The organism is Xanthomonas sp. NCPPB 3583, assembly GCF_041475715.2.
In the GTDB taxonomy this organism is placed as follows: Bacteria; Pseudomonadota; Gammaproteobacteria; order Xanthomonadales; family Xanthomonadaceae; genus Xanthomonas; species Xanthomonas euvesicatoria.
In genome coordinates this window covers 1,830,754-1,849,009 of record NZ_CM191263.1, presented here as the reverse complement: position 1 = coordinate 1,849,009, position 18,256 = coordinate 1,830,754, and the positions used below count along the sequence as shown (strand labels likewise).

The following is an 18,256-nucleotide window of genomic DNA, read 5'->3' as shown; positions in this document are numbered from 1 at the left end:
CATGTACGCCCCGCGCGCATTTGCGCAGACCGATCTGGCCTTGCTGGACTGGCTGTTCGCGCGCGATGCGTTCGTCACCCTGATCAGCCAGGACGAGGGCGGGCAGCCGGCGATCTCGCACCTGCCGGTACTGTATCAGCGCGATGGCCAGGATGTCGTGATCGAAGGCCATTGGGCACGCCCCAATCCGCAGGCGCACACTGCTGGCGACGCGGTACTGGTGTTGCAGGGCCCGCATGCCTATGTCTCGCCCACCTGGTACCTGGACAAGGACGCAGCTGCGCGTGTACCCACCTGGAACTACGCCGTTGCGCACCTGCATGGACGCTGCAACCAGGTGAGCGATGAAGACGCGCTGGGCAGTTTGATTGCGCGCATGAGCGCGCACTTCGAGCAACGCGTGGGCAGCGATTGGCAGTTCGAAATGGAGCGCGACAGTCATCGCCGGCAATTGCGCGGCCTGGTCGGCTTCCGCTTCGTTCCAAGCCGCATCGAGCTCACCTTCAAGCTGAGCCAGAACCATCCGGCCGGCAATCAACGCAGTGTCGCCCAGTTCCTGACGCAGCAAGCCGACCAAGACGCGCACGCCATCGCGGCATTGATGCAGGCGGCGCTGGACGCCGATACGACGCGCTGAGGCGGCCGTATTCGTACCTCGAACGGCTAGTCACCAAACGGCTGGGGCGCGTCGGCCACACTGCGGCCGACGCCTGCATCGGCCCGCGCACAGGTCATTGCAGGTGTCCCCACTTCGCAAGGAATTGCCCTTCGCGACGCTCATGGCATGAGCAGTAGTTTGCCGGTGCGGTCATGTTCGAGCATTCGCTTCAGCCATTGAATCGACTCCAGATTGCCGCCTCGCGCGCCGGCAACGGCGCCATTGCCGGCCTTGGACAGCGCGCCAGCCAGATCGGCGCTTTTGGCGCTCAGAAATGTGCCGACGTCGATGTACCGCAGTGCATGCCGACACGCCTCAGCCGGCACGGCGCATGTGCTGCGCTACGCAGCCATCGGATGACTCACTGTTACCGTCGATTGCAGCTTCAAGCGGAGAAAGGCCCTGGGCGATCGCATAACGGGTCAGCTGAGCGATGCTTTGGATATTGAGCTTCAACATGCAGTTTTCGCGATGCGTCCCCACCGTTTTCACGCTCAGGTGCAAGCGGTTGGCGATCTGCCTGGTGGACAGGCCTTCCGAATAGAGCTGCACGATTTCGCGCTCGCGTGAGGTGAGTCGGGTGTAGGCCGAATCGGCCTTGGCGGCTCGACGCAGCCCGGCGATCAGCGAACGCGACATCTGCGGGCTGATGTAGGTCTGATCCTGGATGACGCATTGAATTGCCCGCAGCAATTCGGCAAAACGGCTGGTTCGCGCCAGATATGCTTTGGCGCCAGCTTCGAAGACTGCGCTGGCCTGGGTACAGGCATCGGACGGAGCGATACAGATTGCCCGGCTGTTGGGGCTGCGCTGCATCAAGCGCCGCGTCAGATCGATACCATTGAGGCCGGGCAGCAGCACATCCACCAGAACGATATCAGGGCGCTCTCTGGCGGCGATCTGAAGACATGCCAGCCCGTCTTCTGCGTGGCCTACCACTTCGATACCGGGAACCTTTTGCAGCAAAGCGACCATCCCTTCCACAAGGATGGTGCGATCGGCAGCGACGACGATACGTGTCTTCATCATACCCTCTGGTGCACGAATGGGGACCGCGCTGTGCAGCGGCTTGCACGCGGCGCGCTGCAGCGAATCGGCAGATGCTCGGCAGGAGCACTTGAGCGAGCTTGTCACACGCTTATCTCCGGGCCATCGGTCTTGAACTGATTTGGCGAGCATCAGATGCTGGTATCGACAGCGCTACCGATCTCGCTGAGGCACCGTGACGGGTGCGCCTGCCTGAAGCGTGTTACGCAATTTGCGCCGACGCCGAAGCGAGCTATGCCGCACGATGCGAACGCGCGCTGCCACCTGATGCCCGGCAGGCCGTGCCAAACCGCACTCTACGGACGGGCAAAAAAGGGCGCACGCGCGTGTTGAGCGCATTTCATGCGCGAACGATCAGGACTCGTCTGACATCATCTGCCTGGCAAGGCCGGTCAGTTGCTGGCGCACCTGATCCAGGCGCGGGTCGGCCTGCATCTCACGCTGCAGGTCCAACAGACCCGCGGCAAGTTCGCCACGGGCGCGGATGCTTTCGGATTCGGCCGACGCCCGCTGCGACTGGATCGCGGCAGCGGCTTGTTGGCCGGAATCGCCGCGCACGACCGTTTCCATGACCTCGACCATGCGTTGCAGCAGGCGATACACCGCGCTTGCCGAGAAGCCGCCCATCATCGCCAATGCGGGCTTTCCGAACGCGCCCAGGCTGCTGTCAGCAAAAAGATTCTCCGGCAGCAACTCCACCAGGATCAGGCCAGCGATGAGACCGAGGATCATGCGCGCGGCATAGGAGGAATCGAAGCGCGGATCGTATGTTGCGTCGGCAACGTAACGATGGGCTTGGAACAACGCGGAGAACGCCGCACCGAGTCCGGCACAGGCCAGGATGAACATCACGTTCCAGCCCAGCGTGCTCCCCGAGGAAGCGAGGAAGCCCAGCGTGATGTTGTGCTCGTTCACCAGGCTGGACATTGCCAGACCGACCACTGAGGCCAGGCAACCGACCGAGGTCAAGGTCAAGGTGCGGATCAACGGAATCGGCCCCAGCCAGCGCAACCAGCCACCGCGCAGGCGCTCGCGCTCGATCAGCACCACCGCCTGCGGCGTTGCCGGCTGGATCGCACGCACCAGCTGTCGGTGCAGGCCGGCCAATTCGCGCGCGCCGGATGCGCCGTGCAAGGAGGCGCCAGGCATCACGCGCAGCTCTGCCAGCCGGCCAGGCAGATCGGGAGACATCGCCAGACCTTGCTTCAGTGCGTAGGACACCATCGCCCGGCATTCGAGCTCCAGTTGTTCGAGCACGCTGGAAAATGCCGGCCCGCCGAAATCCGCCGGCGGGACCGGCTGGGCCACTGCGCGTCGTCGTAGGCCGGCGCGCCGACTGGCTCGCTTCCACATAAATGACGTCCTTACTGGCAGCCACGCGGCGACGACACCTCAAGGCATCCGCTCGAACAGCGCCGTCTCTCGCTGTCCCTTCAACAGCAATGCAAGCTCGGCACTGCCATCTGCACGAACCTGCAGACTGGCCTGGGCATCGCTGAGCTGACGGCAATAGCCTCTATCGTTGGCCACGACCCAGGCATTCAACGCACCTGCTGCACGCCCGGCATAGCGCAATTCCACCTGGCAATCCCGTGGAGCACCGTAACGCAGGCGACCGAGCACGTCGCCGGGACGGATCGTGGTCGCCACGATTTCCAGCTGGGCGGAGATCAGCCCCGCCCCACGCCAGCGCCCGGCTTCGGCCAATCCAGCACTGCTCTGACTCAGGGCAACGACCAACGGCGAGGCGCCGCCAGACAAGGTGAGCTGCATCCCGTGCGCCCCACCCTCTGCGATCTGGAGTTGGGCAACCCCGCCGGTCAGCGCCTCGCAGAACTTGCCGCCATTGCGCGACAGCAACGCATACCCGTCCGGCTGCGCGCGCAACTCGAGCGCGCAATTGTAGGGAGGCCCGAATCGCAGATCCGCCACCTGGGTGCCCTCGCCTCCAGCCGCGCGCGCACTCAGACGGACGTAGACCGGGCCGGTACTGCCGCTGGCGGACAGGATGCCGCGCCAGTCACCAGCCGGAATCCCGCCCGCCGGAGCTGCCTGCGCTGCAGTCAGCGATACACACAAGGCAAGTGCCGAGGTGATGCGCAAAATGTGATGTCGATAGCGATGTTGACCAGCCATGAAAAAGCTCCGATAAGAAATTGGAAAGCATGGAGAGATCGATCACGCTGCCGCTCAGCACACCGAACGCAGCGATGACCAGAACAACAAGCAGGCAGATGACGAAGCTGGAGCGCAGCTTGCGCCGGGACTGCCGACAGAGATCCGCATGCAAGGTGGCCACATCGGTTCCCAGCCGCTCGGCGAGCGCCCGGGCATCGGCATCCGACAGCAGCAGCCTCACCGCAGCGCTCCTGGATCGGATAGTGGCACGTCCATGAACGGGTGCAGCGTCCACTCCTTCAACGCGACACCATCGAACCAAAGCACGCCACGCGGACGCTCGGCTCCTTGATAGCTGATCTTCAGCGTATGCCCAGGCGTGCGGCCATCTGGCGGCGCAAGACGCAATGCCAACCCGGGCGCACCGTCGGCCTGCGTGACCGGCTCGATCTGCACTTGCAGCGTCAACGAAAACTCGCTGATTTGCTGCAGCCGCAGCGCACGCAATTGGCACACAGGAATGGAGAACAGGGTTGCCGTTTCGGCCTGCGCCGTTTGCTCTGCATCCATGCACTGCACCCACAGGTCGCATGCGGCCGCCGCGGCATTTACGACTGCAGCGTGCCGCTGGCGGCACCGCTGTTGCGCGCGTCGGACGGCCTGGTCGAGCAGCTCCACGAAGGTGTCGAGGCAATAGCTCGCACGTGCCATCTATGCCTCCGTCAGCCAGACCGGCTTGCGCTTGAACCCGACGTGGTAGCACAGCCATTGCAGCACGACCTGGTGCTCGCCCAACTGCAGGATATTGAAGCTCTTCTCGATTCCGAGAATTGCCCCCCTGGGCGCTTCGCTGAGGCAGCGATTGAGCAACTGCTGCGCGGCTTCGACCTGCTCGGCAGTCTGCATTTTTGCCGGGTTGTCGCTGCCGACGACGATGCGCTTGATGAAACTGACTTCTGAAAAATCCATCATCGGCAACGACTCGGGTTAGGGAAAAGTACGGGACGCACCAGCGACGTTACGGCACCGGCACAGGTGCGGTGACTTTGCGAGGGGCCGCAGCGGTCTGCAGGATGTCGAGCACACGCGACAGGCCTTCGGGCGTGCCGCGATCTTCGGCGTGCAGCGCGACGTGATACTTGGCCGAGTTATCCGAAGAGCGGGTATTTTCCTTGTGGCTGGACACGGAGCCCTGCACGTTGACCTTGGCTTTGAAGACACCCCAGCCGACGCTGGCTTCCAGATCCACCTTGAGGCTCTTGTCTTCGGCTTCCTTTTCCGAGAACGAGGATTTGACTTCCATATCGAAGGTGACGTCCACGGTCTGAATGCTCAGGTTGGGGACGTTGACGAGGGTCAACAGCGGTACAACGATCTCCACTTCCTCCTCTGCCATGCCGGTACCGCTAGGGTCTTCGACCGGGCGCTTGAATTTGAACTGCGCGGTGCGCGTGCCGCCGTTCCCGTTGGGATCGGCAGGGTCGGTCGGCGGCAGAAAGCCGATGACCTTGATGAAGTCGGCGGTGGCCCGTGCCAGCATGACCTGCGCATCGCAGGCTGCACGCAACGGGGCGCCGATCAGGTCTGCCATCGGCAGGCCCTTGAACTGGTCGGACATGTTGACGATATCGCTCATGATGTTCTCCTGAAGAACGGTTGTTTAAGAAGAAAGCGATGACGGCGGGCGTTACTCTCCCTTGACCGTCTTGAACACACCTTGCGACTGCGCAAGGCGATTGATGAGACGTGCCACGCCCTCGGTCGGCTCGCTGCCTTCCACGCGCAACACGACGTGCACCGCACTGTTTCGTGCATTTTTTGCGTTGGAGCCGAGATCGATGCCGATCTGGCCTGGCAGCGCCGGCGGCTTGGGATGCCAGTCCTCGACGACGGATGCAACCGCCAACGCATCCGGCACGCCTGCTTCGTCCAGCTCGCTGAGTTCACCGAGCTGTGCATCGAAACTGATCTCTACATCCTTGATCCGCAGGACGTTGGACGACACCAGCGGCAACAGCGGTGCCCGATACAGGTCTTCGTCGTTCTCACCCGCTTCCGGGTGCTGCGACGGCAAGCGGATCAGGACGCTTCTAGGACGGTTGTCTTCGTCGAAGAACGCACCCAGGTTGGCCATCTGGTGTTGCTCGATCCGGTCCTGGGCGTCGATGACCGCGCCAGCCAGTGCTTCGATCAGATCGTTGAGGGATATCTGCGCCATGTCGGGCTCGTCGGTAGGAAGTGTCGCTGGGCCGCTGCCGGCTCAGACCGAGTCGGGAAAGGAATCCACGCGCGCCAGCCAGCCCTTGAGAAACTTGCCAAGCGCCGGTCGCGCTGCGACGAGCCTGTGGTAATAGTCCCTGCGGCCGGCCTTGTAGCGTGCATACAGGTCTTGCTGGTTGCTGGATGCCAGCGCCGCGAAGGTGGCCGGCCCCATGCGGCCATCAGCGACCAACTTGCCGCCGGTCTGGCTGTTGAGCACGGTCTGCAGCAGTTTGATGGCGTTGTTGCCGGCGTTGACGTAGAAGTCGAACACGATGTTGGCTAACGGCTGCAGCGCGATCTGATCGGCGCGCAGCCGGTCCCAGTACTGCGCCTTGTAGATGACCCCAGCCTGGGCGTCGGTCAACGCACGCAGGTTCGCCAGACTTGGCTCGATGCCCAGCAGGTTCTGCGCGCAGGCCTTGAAGGTCGACAGGGTGATGCCCTTGTTGGTCGCTCCGCCCGGATCGACGGGATCGTTGACGAAACCGCCTTCGTGTTTGAGCAAGGTCGGAAAGAACGCGTTGAAGTCGGCCATCGGCGCCACCTGTGGAGTTGATCGGTGGCGCCAGTTTCCCCAGGGGTGCACTGGCCGGACATCGGTCGTTCGCCGAGACCGTTAAGCCTGAAAGCTGATTCATCCTGGGCGCTCATAGAAGCCGCCACGACCACGTTTTCTGGAATACTGCACGCATGAACGAGCTTAACCACTTGCTTGAAAACAACCGCGCCTGGTCCGAGCGTATCCGCCGCGAGGATCCGGAATTCTTTTCCAAGCTCTCGACCCAGCAGACGCCGGAATATCTGTGGATCGGCTGCTCCGATTCGCGCGTGCCGGCCAACCAGATCATCGACATGGCGCCGGGCGAAGTCTTCGTCCACCGGAATATCGCCAATGTGGTCGTGCATACCGATCTGAATTGCCTGTCGGTGATCCAGTTCGCGGTGGATGTGCTCAAGGTCAAGCATGTGCTGGTGGTCGGCCATTACGGCTGCGGCGGCGTGTTCGCCAGCCTGACCCAGAAGCGCATGGGCCTGGTCGACAACTGGATCCGCCACGTCACCGACGTGGCCGACAAGCACGAAGCCTGCCTGCACAACGCCGGCGAGCTGTCGGTGCAGCACGCACGCCTGTGCGAGCTCAACGTGCTCGAACAAGTGGTCAACGTGTGCCGCACCACCATCGTGCACGATGCCTGGGAGCGCGGCCAGCAATTGAGCGTGCATGGCTGGGTATACAGCCTGCGCGATGGCCGCGCGCACGACCTGGGCATGTCGATCGACCGCCCCGAGTTGCTGCAGGAACGCTATGACGCAGCGCTGGCGCGGATCCAGGCCGATCGCGCCGAGCGCTGAGCCGCACGCACACCTGGCCGGCCGCAGCGTCCATCGGACGTAGGCGGCCGGCTGAGCCGGATACCTTACTTTGCCGAGGAACGTCGATGCTGATCCCGCCGATCAACCTGCACGCCTGGATCGAGGAACACCGCCATCTGCTCAAACCGCCGGTGGGCAACAAGTGCATCCAGCAGGATGGCTTCATCATCATGGTGGTCGGCGGGCCGAACGCGCGCACCGACTATCACTACGACGAAGGCCCGGAGTGGTTCTTCCAGCTCGAAGGCGAAATGGTGCTGAAGGTGCAGGACGAGGGCGTGGCGCGCGACATTCCGATCCGTGCCGGCGAAGTCTTTCTGCTGCCGCCCAAGGTGCCGCACTCGCCGCAACGCGCGGCCGGCTCGATCGGCCTGGTGATCGAACGCGAGCGCCTGCCCAACGAGCAGGACGGCCTGCAATGGTATTGCCCGCAGTGCAATCACAAGTTGTATGAAGCGATGTTTCCGCTGAAGAACATCGAAGCCGACTTCCCGCCGGTGTTCGATCGCTTCTACCGTTCGCTGGCGCTGCGCACCTGTTCGCAGTGCGGGCATCTGCATCCTGCGCCCGAGCGATATGCCACGATCGAGGACTGACAGCGCGATGGCATGCGGCTGCGCGCAGCAGGTTTGCCGCTCGCATGCTCTGAAACCGGCACCATGCTGCGCGCACTGATCGACCTCAAACCGCGCGACGTGCCCTTGCGCGTCGCGCTGCGCAACACCGCTGCAGTCGTCCTGCCGCTGGCGATCGGCGTGGCGACCGGGCAGGTTGCCGCCGGCCTGGCGGTGTGCAGCGGCGCGCTCAATACCATGTTTTCCGACCAGCCCGGGCCGTATCGCGCGCGTCTGCAACGCATGTTGATGGCAGCCCTGGCGGCCGGCCTGGCTGCCTTGCTCGGCATCTGGGTCGGCCACAATACGCCGGCGCTGGTGCTGGCCGGCCTGTTGCTCGGCCTGGGCGGCGGCTTGCTGGTGGCGCTCGGACCGGTGGCCGCGCGGGTGGGCCTGACCAGCATGATCCTGCTGGTGGTCAGCGCAGACATGCGGCTGCCGGTGCAGCAGGCACCCGGTGTGGCGGCGCTGATCTTCGCTGGCGGACTGCTGCAGGTGGTGCTGGCGTTGGCGGCGTGGCCGCTGCAGCGTTATCGCCCGGAACGCTTTGCATTGGCAGACCTGATGCGCCAGCTGGCCGGCATCGCGCGGCAGCGCCCGGACGCCAGTGCGGCGCCGCCGGCGACGCAGGAAGTGCTTGACGCGATGGTGATGCTGCACGGCGAGCATCGCTCGCGCGCGATCGCGGTGCAGAGCTTTCGCATCATCGCCGAGCTGTGCGATCGGGTGCGGCTGGAGCTGCTGTCGTTGGCCGATGCCGAGACGCGCCTGACCGACTCGCAGGCGCGCCCGGCGATCGAACGCGTGCTCGAACGCAGCGCCATCGTGCTGGAACAGCTCGCGCACGCGATGACCATGGGTGAAGACCCGCAGGCCGCCAATGCCTCGATGACCGGGTTCGACGATCTGGTCGGCGCATTGGCACAGTTTCAGCACGACAACGCCGACACGCGCGAACGCCGCCTGGTGCGTGTCGCCGTCGCGCGCGCGCAAGGCCTGGGCGGCCAGCTGCGCGCGCTGATCCGCAACGCGCACTGGGCCAGCAGCCGTGGCGAAATCCAGGCGCAACTGGCCGAAGCGCGGCTGCCGTCTGCGTTGCGCCCGGCCGCGACCTGGGCCACGTTGCGCGCGAATCTGGACCTGTCGTCGGTCGCCTTCCGGCACGCGTTGCGCTGCGGCGTGTGCCTGGCGCTGGCCATCGCCTTCCAGCGCTGGCAGCAGATTCCGCACGGCTTCTGGATTCCGATGACCACCGCCATCGTGCTCAAGCCCGATTTCGGCGGCACCTTCAGCTTTGGCGCGTTGCGCGTGGCCGGCACCTTCGTCGGACTATTGCTTGCCACCTTGCTCGCGCACCTGGCCATGGACGGCGCCAGAGTCCGCATGGCCCTGCTGGCGCTGTTTTGCCTCGGGTTTCGCTTGCTGACACAGGTGAACTACGGCATCGGCGTGGCGTTTTTGACCGGCATGCTGGTGCTGCTGCTGTCCTTCGAAGGTGTGGCACCGGGCGAAGCGGTCGGCGCGCGCCTGCAGGCGACAGTGGCCGGCAGCGCGCTGGCGCTGGTCGCCTATGCGTTGTGGCCCACGCGCGAACGCCGGCAGATTCGCGCCTCGCTGGCGCACTTGCTCAGCGCATATCGCGACCATCTCCGCCATGTGCTGCTCGGCCAGATGGAGGGCCTGAGCGATACGCGTGCCGCCGCGCGTGTTGCCCGCACCAATGCGCAGGCCTCGATCGAGCGTCTGCGCGGCGAACCGCGCAGCCGCCGCAACCTGCAGGAGCTCAAGCTGGCCGAATCGCTGCTGGCCAATGGCAACCGGCTGATCCGCGCCAGCTTGTTGCTGGAAGCGGCGCTGCGCGATGGCCATCCGTTGCCCACGCTGGACGCGCTGCCCATCTTCGCGCGGCAGGCCGATGAGGCGCTGTCCGCGGTGATCGACTGCCTGCGCACTGGCGGTATTCCTGCCGCGACCACCTTGCGCAACGCCGAGCGCCAGCTTTCCGATGCGCTGGCCGCATTGCCCGACAGTTCCCCAACCACCGCCGCGCTGGCCGACACCATCGACCGCGTCACCGACAGCATCGGCACGCTCACCCACCTGCTGCGCCCTGCCCGACCGGCCTCGGCCGATGCGCCGGCCGTGCATGACGGCGTGCACGATGCCGGCAGGTAAACTGCCGCCCTGATCCGTGTTGCGAGCCCGACGATGACCGACCTGCTGTCCCGCGCCCATGCTGCTGCCCTGGATGCCGCCGACCCGCTGCGCGGCTTGCGCGATGCCTTCGTGTTCCCGCAGCACGGCGATGACGATCACACCTATTTCGTCGGCAATTCGCTCGGCCTGCAGCCACGTGCGGCACGTGCGATGGTGGACGAGGTGCTCGACCGGTGGGGCGCGCTGGCGGTGGAAGGTCACTTCACCGGCCCGACCCAATGGCTGACCTACCACCAACTGGTGCGCGACGGGCTGGCGCGCGTGGTCGGTGCGCAACCCGGCGAAGTGGTGGCGATGAATACCCTCAGCGTCAATCTGCATCTGATGATGGCCAGCTTCTACCGTCCCACTGCCGAGCGCGGCGCGATCCTGATCGAGGCAGGCGCATTTCCATCCGACCGCCACGCGGTGGAATCGCAGCTGCGCCTGCACGGGTTGGACCCGGCCACGCATCTGATCGAAGTGGACGCCGACGAACCCAACGGCACCGTCTCGATGACGGCCATTGCCGAAGCCATCGCGCAGCATGGCCCGCGCCTGGCCTTGGTGCTGTGGCCGGGCATCCAGTACCGCACCGGGCAGGCCTTCGACCTGGCCGAGATCGTGCGGCTGGCGCGCGCGCAGGGCGCGGCGGTGGGGTTCGATCTGGCGCACGCGGTGGGCAATCTCCCGCTGACCCTGCACGACGACGGCGTGGATTTCGCGGTGTGGTGCCACTACAAATATCTCAACGCCGGCCCCGGCGCGGTGGGCGGTTGCTTCGTGCACGCGCGGCATGCAAATAGCGACCTGCCGCGCATGGCCGGCTGGTGGGGACATGAGCAGCAGACCCGCTTCCGCATGGACCCGCAGTTCGTGCCCTCGCCCGGCGCCGAAGGCTGGCAGCTGAGCAATCCGCCGGTGCTGGCGCTGGCACCGCTGCGCGCCTCGCTGGCGTTGTTCGACCAGGCCGGCATGGCTGCGTTGCGCGCCAAATCCGAACAGCTCACCGGGCATCTGGAGCAATTGATCCACGCGCGGGTGCCGCAGGTACTACAGATCGTCACCCCGGCCGAACCTGCACGACGCGGTTGCCAGCTGTCGCTGCGGGTGGCCGGCGGACGCGCAAAGGGCCGCGCGCTGTTCGAGCATCTGCACGCGGCCGGCGTGCTCGGCGACTGGCGCGAACCGGACGTGATTCGTATTGCCCCGGTGCCGCTGTACAACCGCTTCAGCGATCTGCATACCTTCGTCGAGCAGGTGGAAGCCTGGGCGGCTGCTTAAGCGCGGCAGTCTGACTGCAGTGCCACCAAAGCACTTGTACGGCACGCGGAATCGCCGCGCGCCCACGTACACTCCCAGCCCGCCCGGCGCTGCTGCCGGGGCCACCGTCGTTGCCAGTCGCTGTCTTTCCCTTTTCGCCGGCGCTGCGTCCGGCTGCTGCCGGACATTGCATTGAGCCCAGTTTCTCCGCGTTCCCTGACCCTGATCGGCGCCGGTCTGGCCGGTTGCCTGCTGGCCATCCTGCTGTCGCGTCGCGGCTGGCAGGTCACCGTATACGAACGGCGTGGCGACCCGCGCATCAAGGGCTACGAGTCCGGCCGCTCGATCAACCTGGCGCTGGCCGAACGCGGCCGGCATGCGCTGCGCCAGGCCGGCGCCGAAGATGCGGTGATGGCCAAGGCGGTGATGATGCGTGGCCGCATGGTGCACCCAATCATCGGCCAACCGCAGCTGCAACGCTACGGGCGCGACGACAGCGAGGTGATCTGGTCGATCCACCGCGCCGCGCTGAATGTCGCCCTGCTCGACCTGGCCGAACAGGCCGGCGCGCGCGTGCATTTCTACCGCCGCCTGCATACCGTGGACTTCGACGCCGGCTATGCGCGCTTCATCGACGACCGCGACGACCAGCCGCACGAGATCCACTTTCAGAGCTTGATCGGCAGCGATGGCGCCGGCTCGGCCTTGCGCGCGGCGATGCAGCGCAAATCGCCGCTGGGCGAACGCACCGAATTCCTCGATCACTCGTACAAGGAGCTGGAAATTCCGCCGCAGCCGGGCGGCGGATTCCGGATCGAAGGCAACGCGCTGCATCTCTGGCCGCGCGGGCGCTACATGTGCATTGCGCTGCCAAACGATGGCGGTACGTTCACCGTCACCCTGTTCTTGCCCAACGCCGGCGAGCCGAGCTTTGCCACCACGCGCACCGGCGATGAAGCATTGGCCTTGTTCGCACGCGATTTCCCGGACGCATTGCCGCTGATTCCGCAGCTCAGGGAGCATTGGGAAGAGCATCCGCCCGGACTGCTCGGCACGCTGACCCTTGATCGCTGGCATCTGGATGGCCGCGCATTGCTGATCGGCGACGCCGCCCATGCGATGGTGCCATTCCACGGGCAGGGCATGAATTGCGCATTCGAAGATTGCGTGGCGTTGGCAGATCAGCTGGACGCGCACGACGACCTCGCCAGCGCGTTCGCGGCCTTCGAGGCTGCGCGTCGCGACGATGCGGCCGCCATCCAACAGATGGCGCTAGAGAACTACCTGGAAATGCGCGACCGCGTCGACGACCCCGACTTCCTGCTGCAGCGCGAGCTCGAACAGCAATTGCAGGCGCGCTGGCCCACCCGCTTCGTGCCGCACTACACCATGGTGACGTTCCTGCGCACGCGCTATTCGATTGCGCTGGCGCGCAGCGAGATCCAGCGCCAGATCCTGGTGGAGGCCACGCGGGGACACCGCGATCTCTCGCGCATCGACTGGGCTGGCTTGGAAGCGGTTGTGCACGCACGCCTGGAGCCGCTGGACGGCGCGCATTGACCTCTGCGGAAGACACGGAGGACAGCCTTAGAGCGGCTAACAAAACGTAGTGAGCAGTCGTCAGGTGGGCGCGGACGGCGCGCTCAGAACCGCAGTGCACGAGTGGTACATGAGGATTCCGAGCACCGGCCGCACCCGCCTGGCGGCTGCGCGGTAGTTTTGTTGGCTGCTCTTAGCGTGACGTTGCCGCGATGAGGGATACTGGGCGGCACCGGCAGCGCATACGCCGTGCGCCGCGCATCTGGATGTCGTACCCGCATGCCTGACAGCTTTCTCTTCTACGACCTGGAAACCTTCGGCCAGGATCCACGCCGCACCCGCATCGCACAGTTCGCTGCGGTGCGCACCGATGCGCAGTTGCGCGTGATCGAAGAGCCCATCAGCTTTTTCGTGCAGCCGGCCGACGATCTGCTGCCCTCGCCCTATGCCACCATGGTGACCGGCATTACCCCGCAACACGCGCTGCGCGACGGCTTCCCCGAAGCAGAGGCGTTCGCGCGCATCGCCGAACAAATGGGCCGGCCGCAGACCTGCACGCTGGGCTACAACTCGATCCGCTTCGACGACGAATTCATCCGCTGCGGCCTGTTCCGCAATTTCTACGACCCGTACGAGCGCGAGTGGCGTGGCGGCAATTCGCGCTGGGACCTGCTGGATGTGCTGCGACTGGTCCATGCGCTGCGCCCGGACGGCATCGTCTGGCCGCAGCGCGAAGATGGCGCCACCTCGTTCAAGCTGGAGCACCTGGCCGATGCCAACGATGTGCGCGAAGGCGATGCGCACGAAGCCTTGTCGGACGTGTACGCCACCATCGGCATGGCGCGCAAATTCCAGCAGCACCAGCCAAAGTTGTGGGACTACGCGCTGCGCCTGCGCGACAAGCGCTTTGCCGCCACCTTGCTGGATGTCATCGCCATGCAGCCGGTGCTGCATATCTCCCAGCGCTACCCCGCCTCGCGCCTGTGCGCCGCAGCGGTGCTGCCGCTGACGCGCCACCCGCGCATCGACAGCCGCGTGATCGTGTTCGATCTGGAGGGCGACCCGGAGGTGTTGTTGCGGCTGAGCCCCGACGATATTGCCGACCGCCTGTACATCCGCGCCGCGGATCTGCCGGAAGGCGAACAGCGCATTCCGTTGAAGGAAGTGCATCTGAACAAGTCGCCCGCGCTGGTGGCCTGGCAGCATCTGCGCGCTGCAGATTTTCAGCGCCTGGGTGTGGATCACGACGCGGTAGTGGCCAAGGCGGCACGCTTGCGCGCCTTGGGCCCTGAACTTGCCGAGAAGGTGCGCCAGGTCTACGGCAGCGAACGCGCCGCGGCAGCGGCGGTCAACGATGCCGATGCCTCGCTCTACGATGGATTTCTGGCCGAAGGCGACAAACGCCTGCTTGCACAGGTCCGCGCCAGCGCGCCGGACGAACTGGGCGCGCTGGAAGCGCGCTTTCGCGACCCGCGCCTGATCGAGCTGCTGTTTCGCTACCGCGCGCGCAACTGGCCGCAGACACTCTCATTCGAGGAACAGGAGCGCTGGAACGTGTATCGCCGCCAGCGCCTGCTAGAAGACCGCGGCCTGGGTGAAGTCACCCTGGAGCAATACCACGCGCAGATTGCGGATTTACGGCGTACTCACCCCGACGATGCTACCAAGCAAGCCCTACTCGATCAGCTCGCCGCCTGGGGTTCGGACCTCCAACGCACGCTATGACCACCTACTTTTCCGACGCCAGCTTCAAGTTCCTGCGCGCCCTGGCCCGCCACAACGACAAGACCTGGTTCAACGACCATCGGCATCAGTATGAGGCGCATGTGCGCCAGCCGTTTCTGCAGCTGATCACCGATCTGCAGCCGGCACTGGCACAGGTCAGCGAACACTATCGCGCCGATCCAAAAACCCAGGGCGGCTCGCTGTTTCGCATCTATCGCGATGCGCGGTTTTCCAACGACAAATCGCCTTACAAGAACTGGCAAGGCGCGCGCCTGTTCCATGAACGCCGCCGCCAGATGCCGGCACCATCGTTCTATATCCACCTGCAGCCGGGCGAAAGTTTTGTCGGCGCCGGCCTGTGGCATCCGGAGCCGGACACGCAACGCAAGCTGCGGCAATTCATTTTCGACAATCCCGGCAGCTGGAAGGCCGCCGCGCATAACCCGAAACTGCTGCGCAAATTCACCATGGACGACAGCGAAAAGCTGGTGCGCGCACCGCGTGGATTCCCCAACGACTTCGAGTTCATCGACGATCTCAAGCACCGCAACTGGGCGTACCTGCGTCACCTGGACGACAGCATCATGACCGGGCCGCGACTACGCCAGACCATCGAGACGGACCTGGTGACCCTGGCCCCGTTCGTCGATTACCTCTGCGCGGCCTTGGACCTGGAATTTTGATGACACACTTGGCACGCGAATCGTGCCGCGCTGCGCCGATCCTGCGCGCACCGCAGCGACGTTACGCAGCCCTCGCCTACCTGGCGACCACGCTCCCGGCTTCAACAGCACTGGAATGCACACAATGAGGAAGCGCTGGTTGCTGCTGCCGGTGCTGGCCGTCGTGCTGCTGGCCGGGTACGTCGTTGCCGGACCATATCTGGCCATCCGCGGCATCAGCCAGGCTGTGGCCAACCGCGATGCCGGACAGCTGGAGCGGCACGTGGATTTCCCGACTCTGCGCGTCAACCTCAAGGCGCAGCTGGACGATTACCTGGTGCGCCAGGCCGGGAGCAGCCTGCAATCGAGCTTGCTCGGCGGGTTCGCCTTGCAGCTCGCCAGCGGCATCGGCGGCGCGGGCGTGGATACTCTGGTCACGCCGCTTGGGATTGGCGCGCTGTTGCAAGGCCACAGCGTCTGGAATCGGGTCACCGGCGACACCGTCAGCGCCGACACCTACGCCGCGCCAGCGCCCGCACGGCCGCTGCGAGGCGCCGAACAACGCTTCGAGTCCACTCGCCGCTTTACCGCAACTACGCATACCGCCACTGGCGCGCCGGTGGTGTTCGTGTTGACGCGGCAAGGCCTGCGATGGCGGCTGACCGATATCCGCCTGCCGTTGGCTGACGCGCAAGCAGGACAGGGACGCTAAGCGTCCCTTCGCGACAATACTTTGGCGCGTCAGCCAGCGCAGACGCCGCGCAGCCCCTCCTGTCGTGCGCGGGTGTGTGGCTCAGGCAAACGGCGGATCATTGGCCACGCCGTGCGGCACATGTCCGGCGGCCACGTGCTGATGCTGGCGCGCACTGTCGATGTTGTGCTGCGAATCGTCGAAGAAGATATCCGCACCAAACGCCTGAAGAAACGGGCCCTTGTGACGCCCGCCCAGGAACAGCGCCTCGTCCAGACGCACGCCCCACTCGCGCAAGGTGCGGATCACCCGCTCATGCGCCGGCGCCGAGCGCGCAGTGACCAGCGCCGTGCGGATCGGCGAGGCCTGGCCGGGCGGAAACGCCGCCTGCAAGGTGTGCAGCGCCGCCAGAAAATTACGGAACGGCCCCACCGACAACGGCTCGCGTGCGCGCTCGCGCTCGTGACGCCCGAAGGCTTCCACGCCCTGCTCGCGCGAGATGCGTTCGCTCTCGTCGCCGAAGATCACCGCATCGCCATCGAAGGCGATCCGCAGCTGCGTCGACAAACGGCTTTCGTCGTTGTCCACGATTGCCGCCGCGGCCTCGGCGCGTTCGCCCAGTGCGCGCGGCATGATGGTCGCCGCCGCGATGCCATGGCTCAGCGCGCGCCGTACCGATTCCGGATTGGCCGAGAGAAACAGATCGGTCCCGAACGGCTTGACGTACGGCCAGGTCGGCTCGCCCGAGGTGAAGGTGGCACGCACGATGCCCAGATTGTAATGCTGGATCGAGTTGAAGATGCGCAGGCCGGTATCGGCGGAATTGCGTGACAGCAGGATGACTTCCACCCGCGGCGCGTCCTCGGGCACATCGTGATTGAGCGCCAGCAGCTTGCGCACCACCGGGAACGCAACGCCAGGTTGCAGGATGTCGTCCTCATGCTCGCGCTGGAACGCCGAATACGCCTCCACTCCGTCGGCCTCGAACAGCGCATGGCCTTCTTCGAGATCGAACAGGGCGCGCGAGGTCACCGCGACGGTCAATAACCTTGGGGAGTTGTCGGGCATTGGGGAGGCCGGGATTGGTGATTGGGAATTGGGGATTGGTTTAAAGCAGGAACTGGAGGTCGGGATTTGATCGCCCATCCGCGCAGCATCGTAGCGCGTGCGCGCGATTCTAAAGACGACGTGGCACGCTGCTGCCGTTGCCAATCCCGAATCTCGAATCCCAAATCCCCGCTCCTCAAACCGCAAACTGCTCGCTGAAGATGCGCTCTTCCAGATTGTGTTCGGGATCGAACAACAACGTGACCTGGCGTTGCGTGGATTCGCGGATGGTCACTTCGACCACGTCGCGAATTTCGTGCGAGTCGGCGGTGACGCTGACCGGGCGCTTGTACGGGTCGAGCACGCGGAAGCGCACTTCGGTATCTGCCTTGAGGATGGCGCCGCGCCAGCGCCGCGGACGATACGGCGCGATCGGCGTCAGCGCCAGCGTATGCGAGCCCAGCGGCAGGATCGGCCCGTGCGCCGAATAGTTGTACGCCGTGCTGCCGGCCGGCGTGGCCACCATCACGCCGTCGCCGATCAGCTCGGCAATGCGGGTCTGGCCGTTGAGATCCACACTCAGATGCGCGGCCTGCCGGGTTTGCCGCAACAGCGAGACCTCGTTGTAGGCCAGCGAGCCGGCACTGGCACCGGATTCGGTCTGCACCTGCATTTCCAGCGGCCGCAGATACGCCGGCTCGGCGCGCTGCAGGCGCTCGAGCAGGTCGTCTTCGTTGTCGCGGTACTGGTTCATCAAAAAGCCGACCGAGCCCAGCTTCATGCCGAACACCGGCTTGTCGGAGGCGCCATGCCGGTGCAGCGTCTGCAACATGAACCCGTCGCCGCCCAGCGCACAGACGATGTCGGCGCTGTCCAGGGCATGGTCGCCATAGCGCTGCGTAAGGCGTGCGCGCGCGGCCACCGCCGGCTCGGCGGGGCTGGCAAGAAAAGCGATGCGAGGTGGTGCGGTCATCGTTGACTCCAGAGCATGCGAATCAGCATACCGCAGCCCTGTGCTGGGCTTGTTGTGGGTGCGTTGCGATCATGCCCACGCCTTCTG

The 18,256-nt window shown here is 65.2% G+C and carries 19 protein-coding genes, 1 other RNA gene and 2 pseudogenes; 10 read left to right on the top strand and 12 right to left on the bottom strand.

The genetic code is table 11. The features are described from left to right. Position 1: 1 nt before the first annotated feature. Positions 2-637, top strand: coding sequence for an FMN-binding negative transcriptional regulator (locus ACCQ07_RS08280; protein ID WP_008576286.1), 636 nt, complete (start codon positions 2-4; stop codon positions 635-637). Positions 638-777: 140 nt separating this feature from the next. On the opposite strand, the pseudogene ACCQ07_RS08275 reads toward ACCQ07_RS08280, so the two are convergent. From ACCQ07_RS08275 to ACCQ07_RS08260, 4 genes and pseudogenes are all read right to left on the bottom strand, one after another. Next, a pseudogene (locus ACCQ07_RS08275) lies at positions 778-1,007 on the bottom strand (hypothetical protein). Beyond that, on the bottom strand, positions 974-1,687 hold the full coding sequence (locus tag ACCQ07_RS08270; RefSeq protein ID WP_014089852.1) for a response regulator: 714 nt from the start codon (positions 1,685-1,687) through the stop codon (positions 974-976). The pseudogene ACCQ07_RS08275 and the gene ACCQ07_RS08270 overlap by 34 nt, the downstream one beginning before the upstream one ends. 372 nt (positions 1,688-2,059) lie before the next feature. After that, the gene (locus tag ACCQ07_RS08265) at positions 2,060-2,929 is read right to left on the bottom strand and encodes a hypothetical protein (protein WP_029819144.1); all 870 of its coding nucleotides are present in this window, start codon (positions 2,927-2,929) and stop codon (positions 2,060-2,062) included. 168 nt (positions 2,930-3,097) lie between these two features. Further along, on the bottom strand, positions 3,098-3,808 hold the full coding sequence (locus ACCQ07_RS08260; RefSeq protein WP_029819143.1) for a hypothetical protein: 711 nt from the start codon (positions 3,806-3,808) through the stop codon (positions 3,098-3,100). 52 nt (positions 3,809-3,860) lie between these two features. Here ACCQ07_RS08260 and ACCQ07_RS08255 point away from each other — a divergent pair. Continuing rightward, positions 3,861-4,049 (top strand): annotated as a pseudogene (locus tag ACCQ07_RS08255) (hypothetical protein); the annotation flags it as partial. 11 nt (positions 4,050-4,060) lie between these two features. On the opposite strand, the gene ACCQ07_RS08250 reads toward ACCQ07_RS08255, so the two are convergent. The 5 genes from ACCQ07_RS08250 to ACCQ07_RS08230 are packed head-to-tail and all read right to left on the bottom strand — an operon-like array spanning position 4,061 to position 6,620. After that, the gene (locus ACCQ07_RS08250) at positions 4,061-4,534 is read right to left on the bottom strand and encodes a hypothetical protein (protein WP_008576299.1); all 474 of its coding nucleotides are present in this window, start codon (positions 4,532-4,534) and stop codon (positions 4,061-4,063) included. Beyond that, positions 4,535-4,795 carry a hypothetical protein gene (locus tag ACCQ07_RS08245; RefSeq protein WP_008576302.1) on the bottom strand — a complete coding sequence of 87 codons (261 nt, stop codon included), beginning with the start codon at positions 4,793-4,795 and terminating at the stop codon, positions 4,535-4,537. A gap of 46 nt (positions 4,796-4,841) precedes the next feature. Next, a complete protein-coding gene (locus ACCQ07_RS08240; protein WP_003485902.1) occupies positions 4,842-5,459 on the bottom strand; it encodes a DUF2589 domain-containing protein in 618 nt (205 codons plus the stop codon). Between the two features lie 51 nt (positions 5,460-5,510). Then, entirely contained in the window at positions 5,511-6,041 is a 531-nt protein-coding gene (locus tag ACCQ07_RS08235) for a DUF2589 domain-containing protein (protein ID WP_008576304.1), read from the bottom strand. Between the two features lie 42 nt (positions 6,042-6,083). Further along, positions 6,084-6,620 carry a glycoside hydrolase family 108 protein gene (locus ACCQ07_RS08230; protein WP_008576306.1) on the bottom strand — a complete coding sequence of 179 codons (537 nt, stop codon included), beginning with the start codon at positions 6,618-6,620 and terminating at the stop codon, positions 6,084-6,086. 155 nt (positions 6,621-6,775) lie between these two features. On the opposite strand from ACCQ07_RS08230, the gene can reads away from it, so the two are divergent. From can to ACCQ07_RS08205, 5 genes are all read left to right on the top strand, one after another. Then, a complete protein-coding gene (can, locus tag ACCQ07_RS08225; protein WP_008576307.1) occupies positions 6,776-7,438 on the top strand; it encodes a carbonate dehydratase in 663 nt (220 codons plus the stop codon). A gap of 86 nt (positions 7,439-7,524) precedes the next feature. Next, positions 7,525-8,055: a 3-hydroxyanthranilate 3,4-dioxygenase gene (locus ACCQ07_RS08220; RefSeq protein WP_136733812.1), complete on the top strand. Its 531-nt coding sequence runs from the start codon at positions 7,525-7,527 to the stop codon at positions 8,053-8,055. A gap of 12 nt (positions 8,056-8,067) precedes the next feature. Further along, on the top strand, positions 8,068-10,248 hold the full coding sequence (locus ACCQ07_RS08215; RefSeq protein ID WP_372363971.1) for an FUSC family protein: 2,181 nt from the start codon (positions 8,068-8,070) through the stop codon (positions 10,246-10,248). A gap of 33 nt (positions 10,249-10,281) precedes the next feature. Then, positions 10,282-11,553, top strand: coding sequence for a kynureninase (kynU, locus tag ACCQ07_RS08210; protein WP_372363969.1), 1,272 nt, complete (start codon positions 10,282-10,284; stop codon positions 11,551-11,553). A 171-nt stretch (positions 11,554-11,724) separates the two neighbouring features. Further along, on the top strand, positions 11,725-13,092 hold the full coding sequence (locus ACCQ07_RS08205) for an FAD-dependent oxidoreductase (protein ID WP_029819140.1): 1,368 nt from the start codon (positions 11,725-11,727) through the stop codon (positions 13,090-13,092). Positions 13,093-13,126: 34 nt separating this feature from the next. On the opposite strand, the gene ACCQ07_RS08200 is transcribed toward ACCQ07_RS08205, so the two are convergent. Further along, positions 13,127-13,203: non-coding RNA, sX9 sRNA (locus tag ACCQ07_RS08200), on the bottom strand. A gap of 147 nt (positions 13,204-13,350) precedes the next feature. Between ACCQ07_RS08200 and sbcB the strand changes: the two genes are divergently transcribed. The 3 genes from sbcB (at position 13,351) to ACCQ07_RS08185 (ending at position 16,170) form a co-directional block, all read left to right on the top strand. Further along, the gene (sbcB, locus tag ACCQ07_RS08195; protein ID WP_372363967.1) at positions 13,351-14,796 is read left to right on the top strand and encodes an exodeoxyribonuclease I; all 1,446 of its coding nucleotides are present in this window, start codon (positions 13,351-13,353) and stop codon (positions 14,794-14,796) included. Then, a complete protein-coding gene (locus tag ACCQ07_RS08190) occupies positions 14,793-15,479 on the top strand; it encodes a DUF2461 domain-containing protein (protein ID WP_218495638.1) in 687 nt (228 codons plus the stop codon). Before sbcB ends, ACCQ07_RS08190 begins: the two co-directional genes overlap by 4 nt. 124 nt (positions 15,480-15,603) lie before the next feature. Continuing rightward, entirely contained in the window at positions 15,604-16,170 is a 567-nt protein-coding gene (locus ACCQ07_RS08185) for a DUF2939 domain-containing protein (protein ID WP_065627540.1), read from the top strand. A gap of 81 nt (positions 16,171-16,251) precedes the next feature. Here the strand turns inward: ACCQ07_RS08185 and ACCQ07_RS08180 are convergent, their stop codons facing one another. Both ACCQ07_RS08180 and ACCQ07_RS08175 read right to left on the bottom strand, forming a co-directional pair. Further along, complete coding sequence (locus ACCQ07_RS08180; RefSeq protein ID WP_031422018.1) at positions 16,252-17,217, bottom strand: 5'-nucleotidase; 966 nt, start codon at positions 17,215-17,217, stop codon at positions 16,252-16,254. Positions 17,218-17,392: 175 nt separating this feature from the next. Further along, entirely contained in the window at positions 17,393-18,169 is a 777-nt protein-coding gene (locus ACCQ07_RS08175) for an NAD kinase (RefSeq protein WP_008576325.1), read from the bottom strand. Positions 18,170-18,256 lie beyond the last annotated feature (87 nt).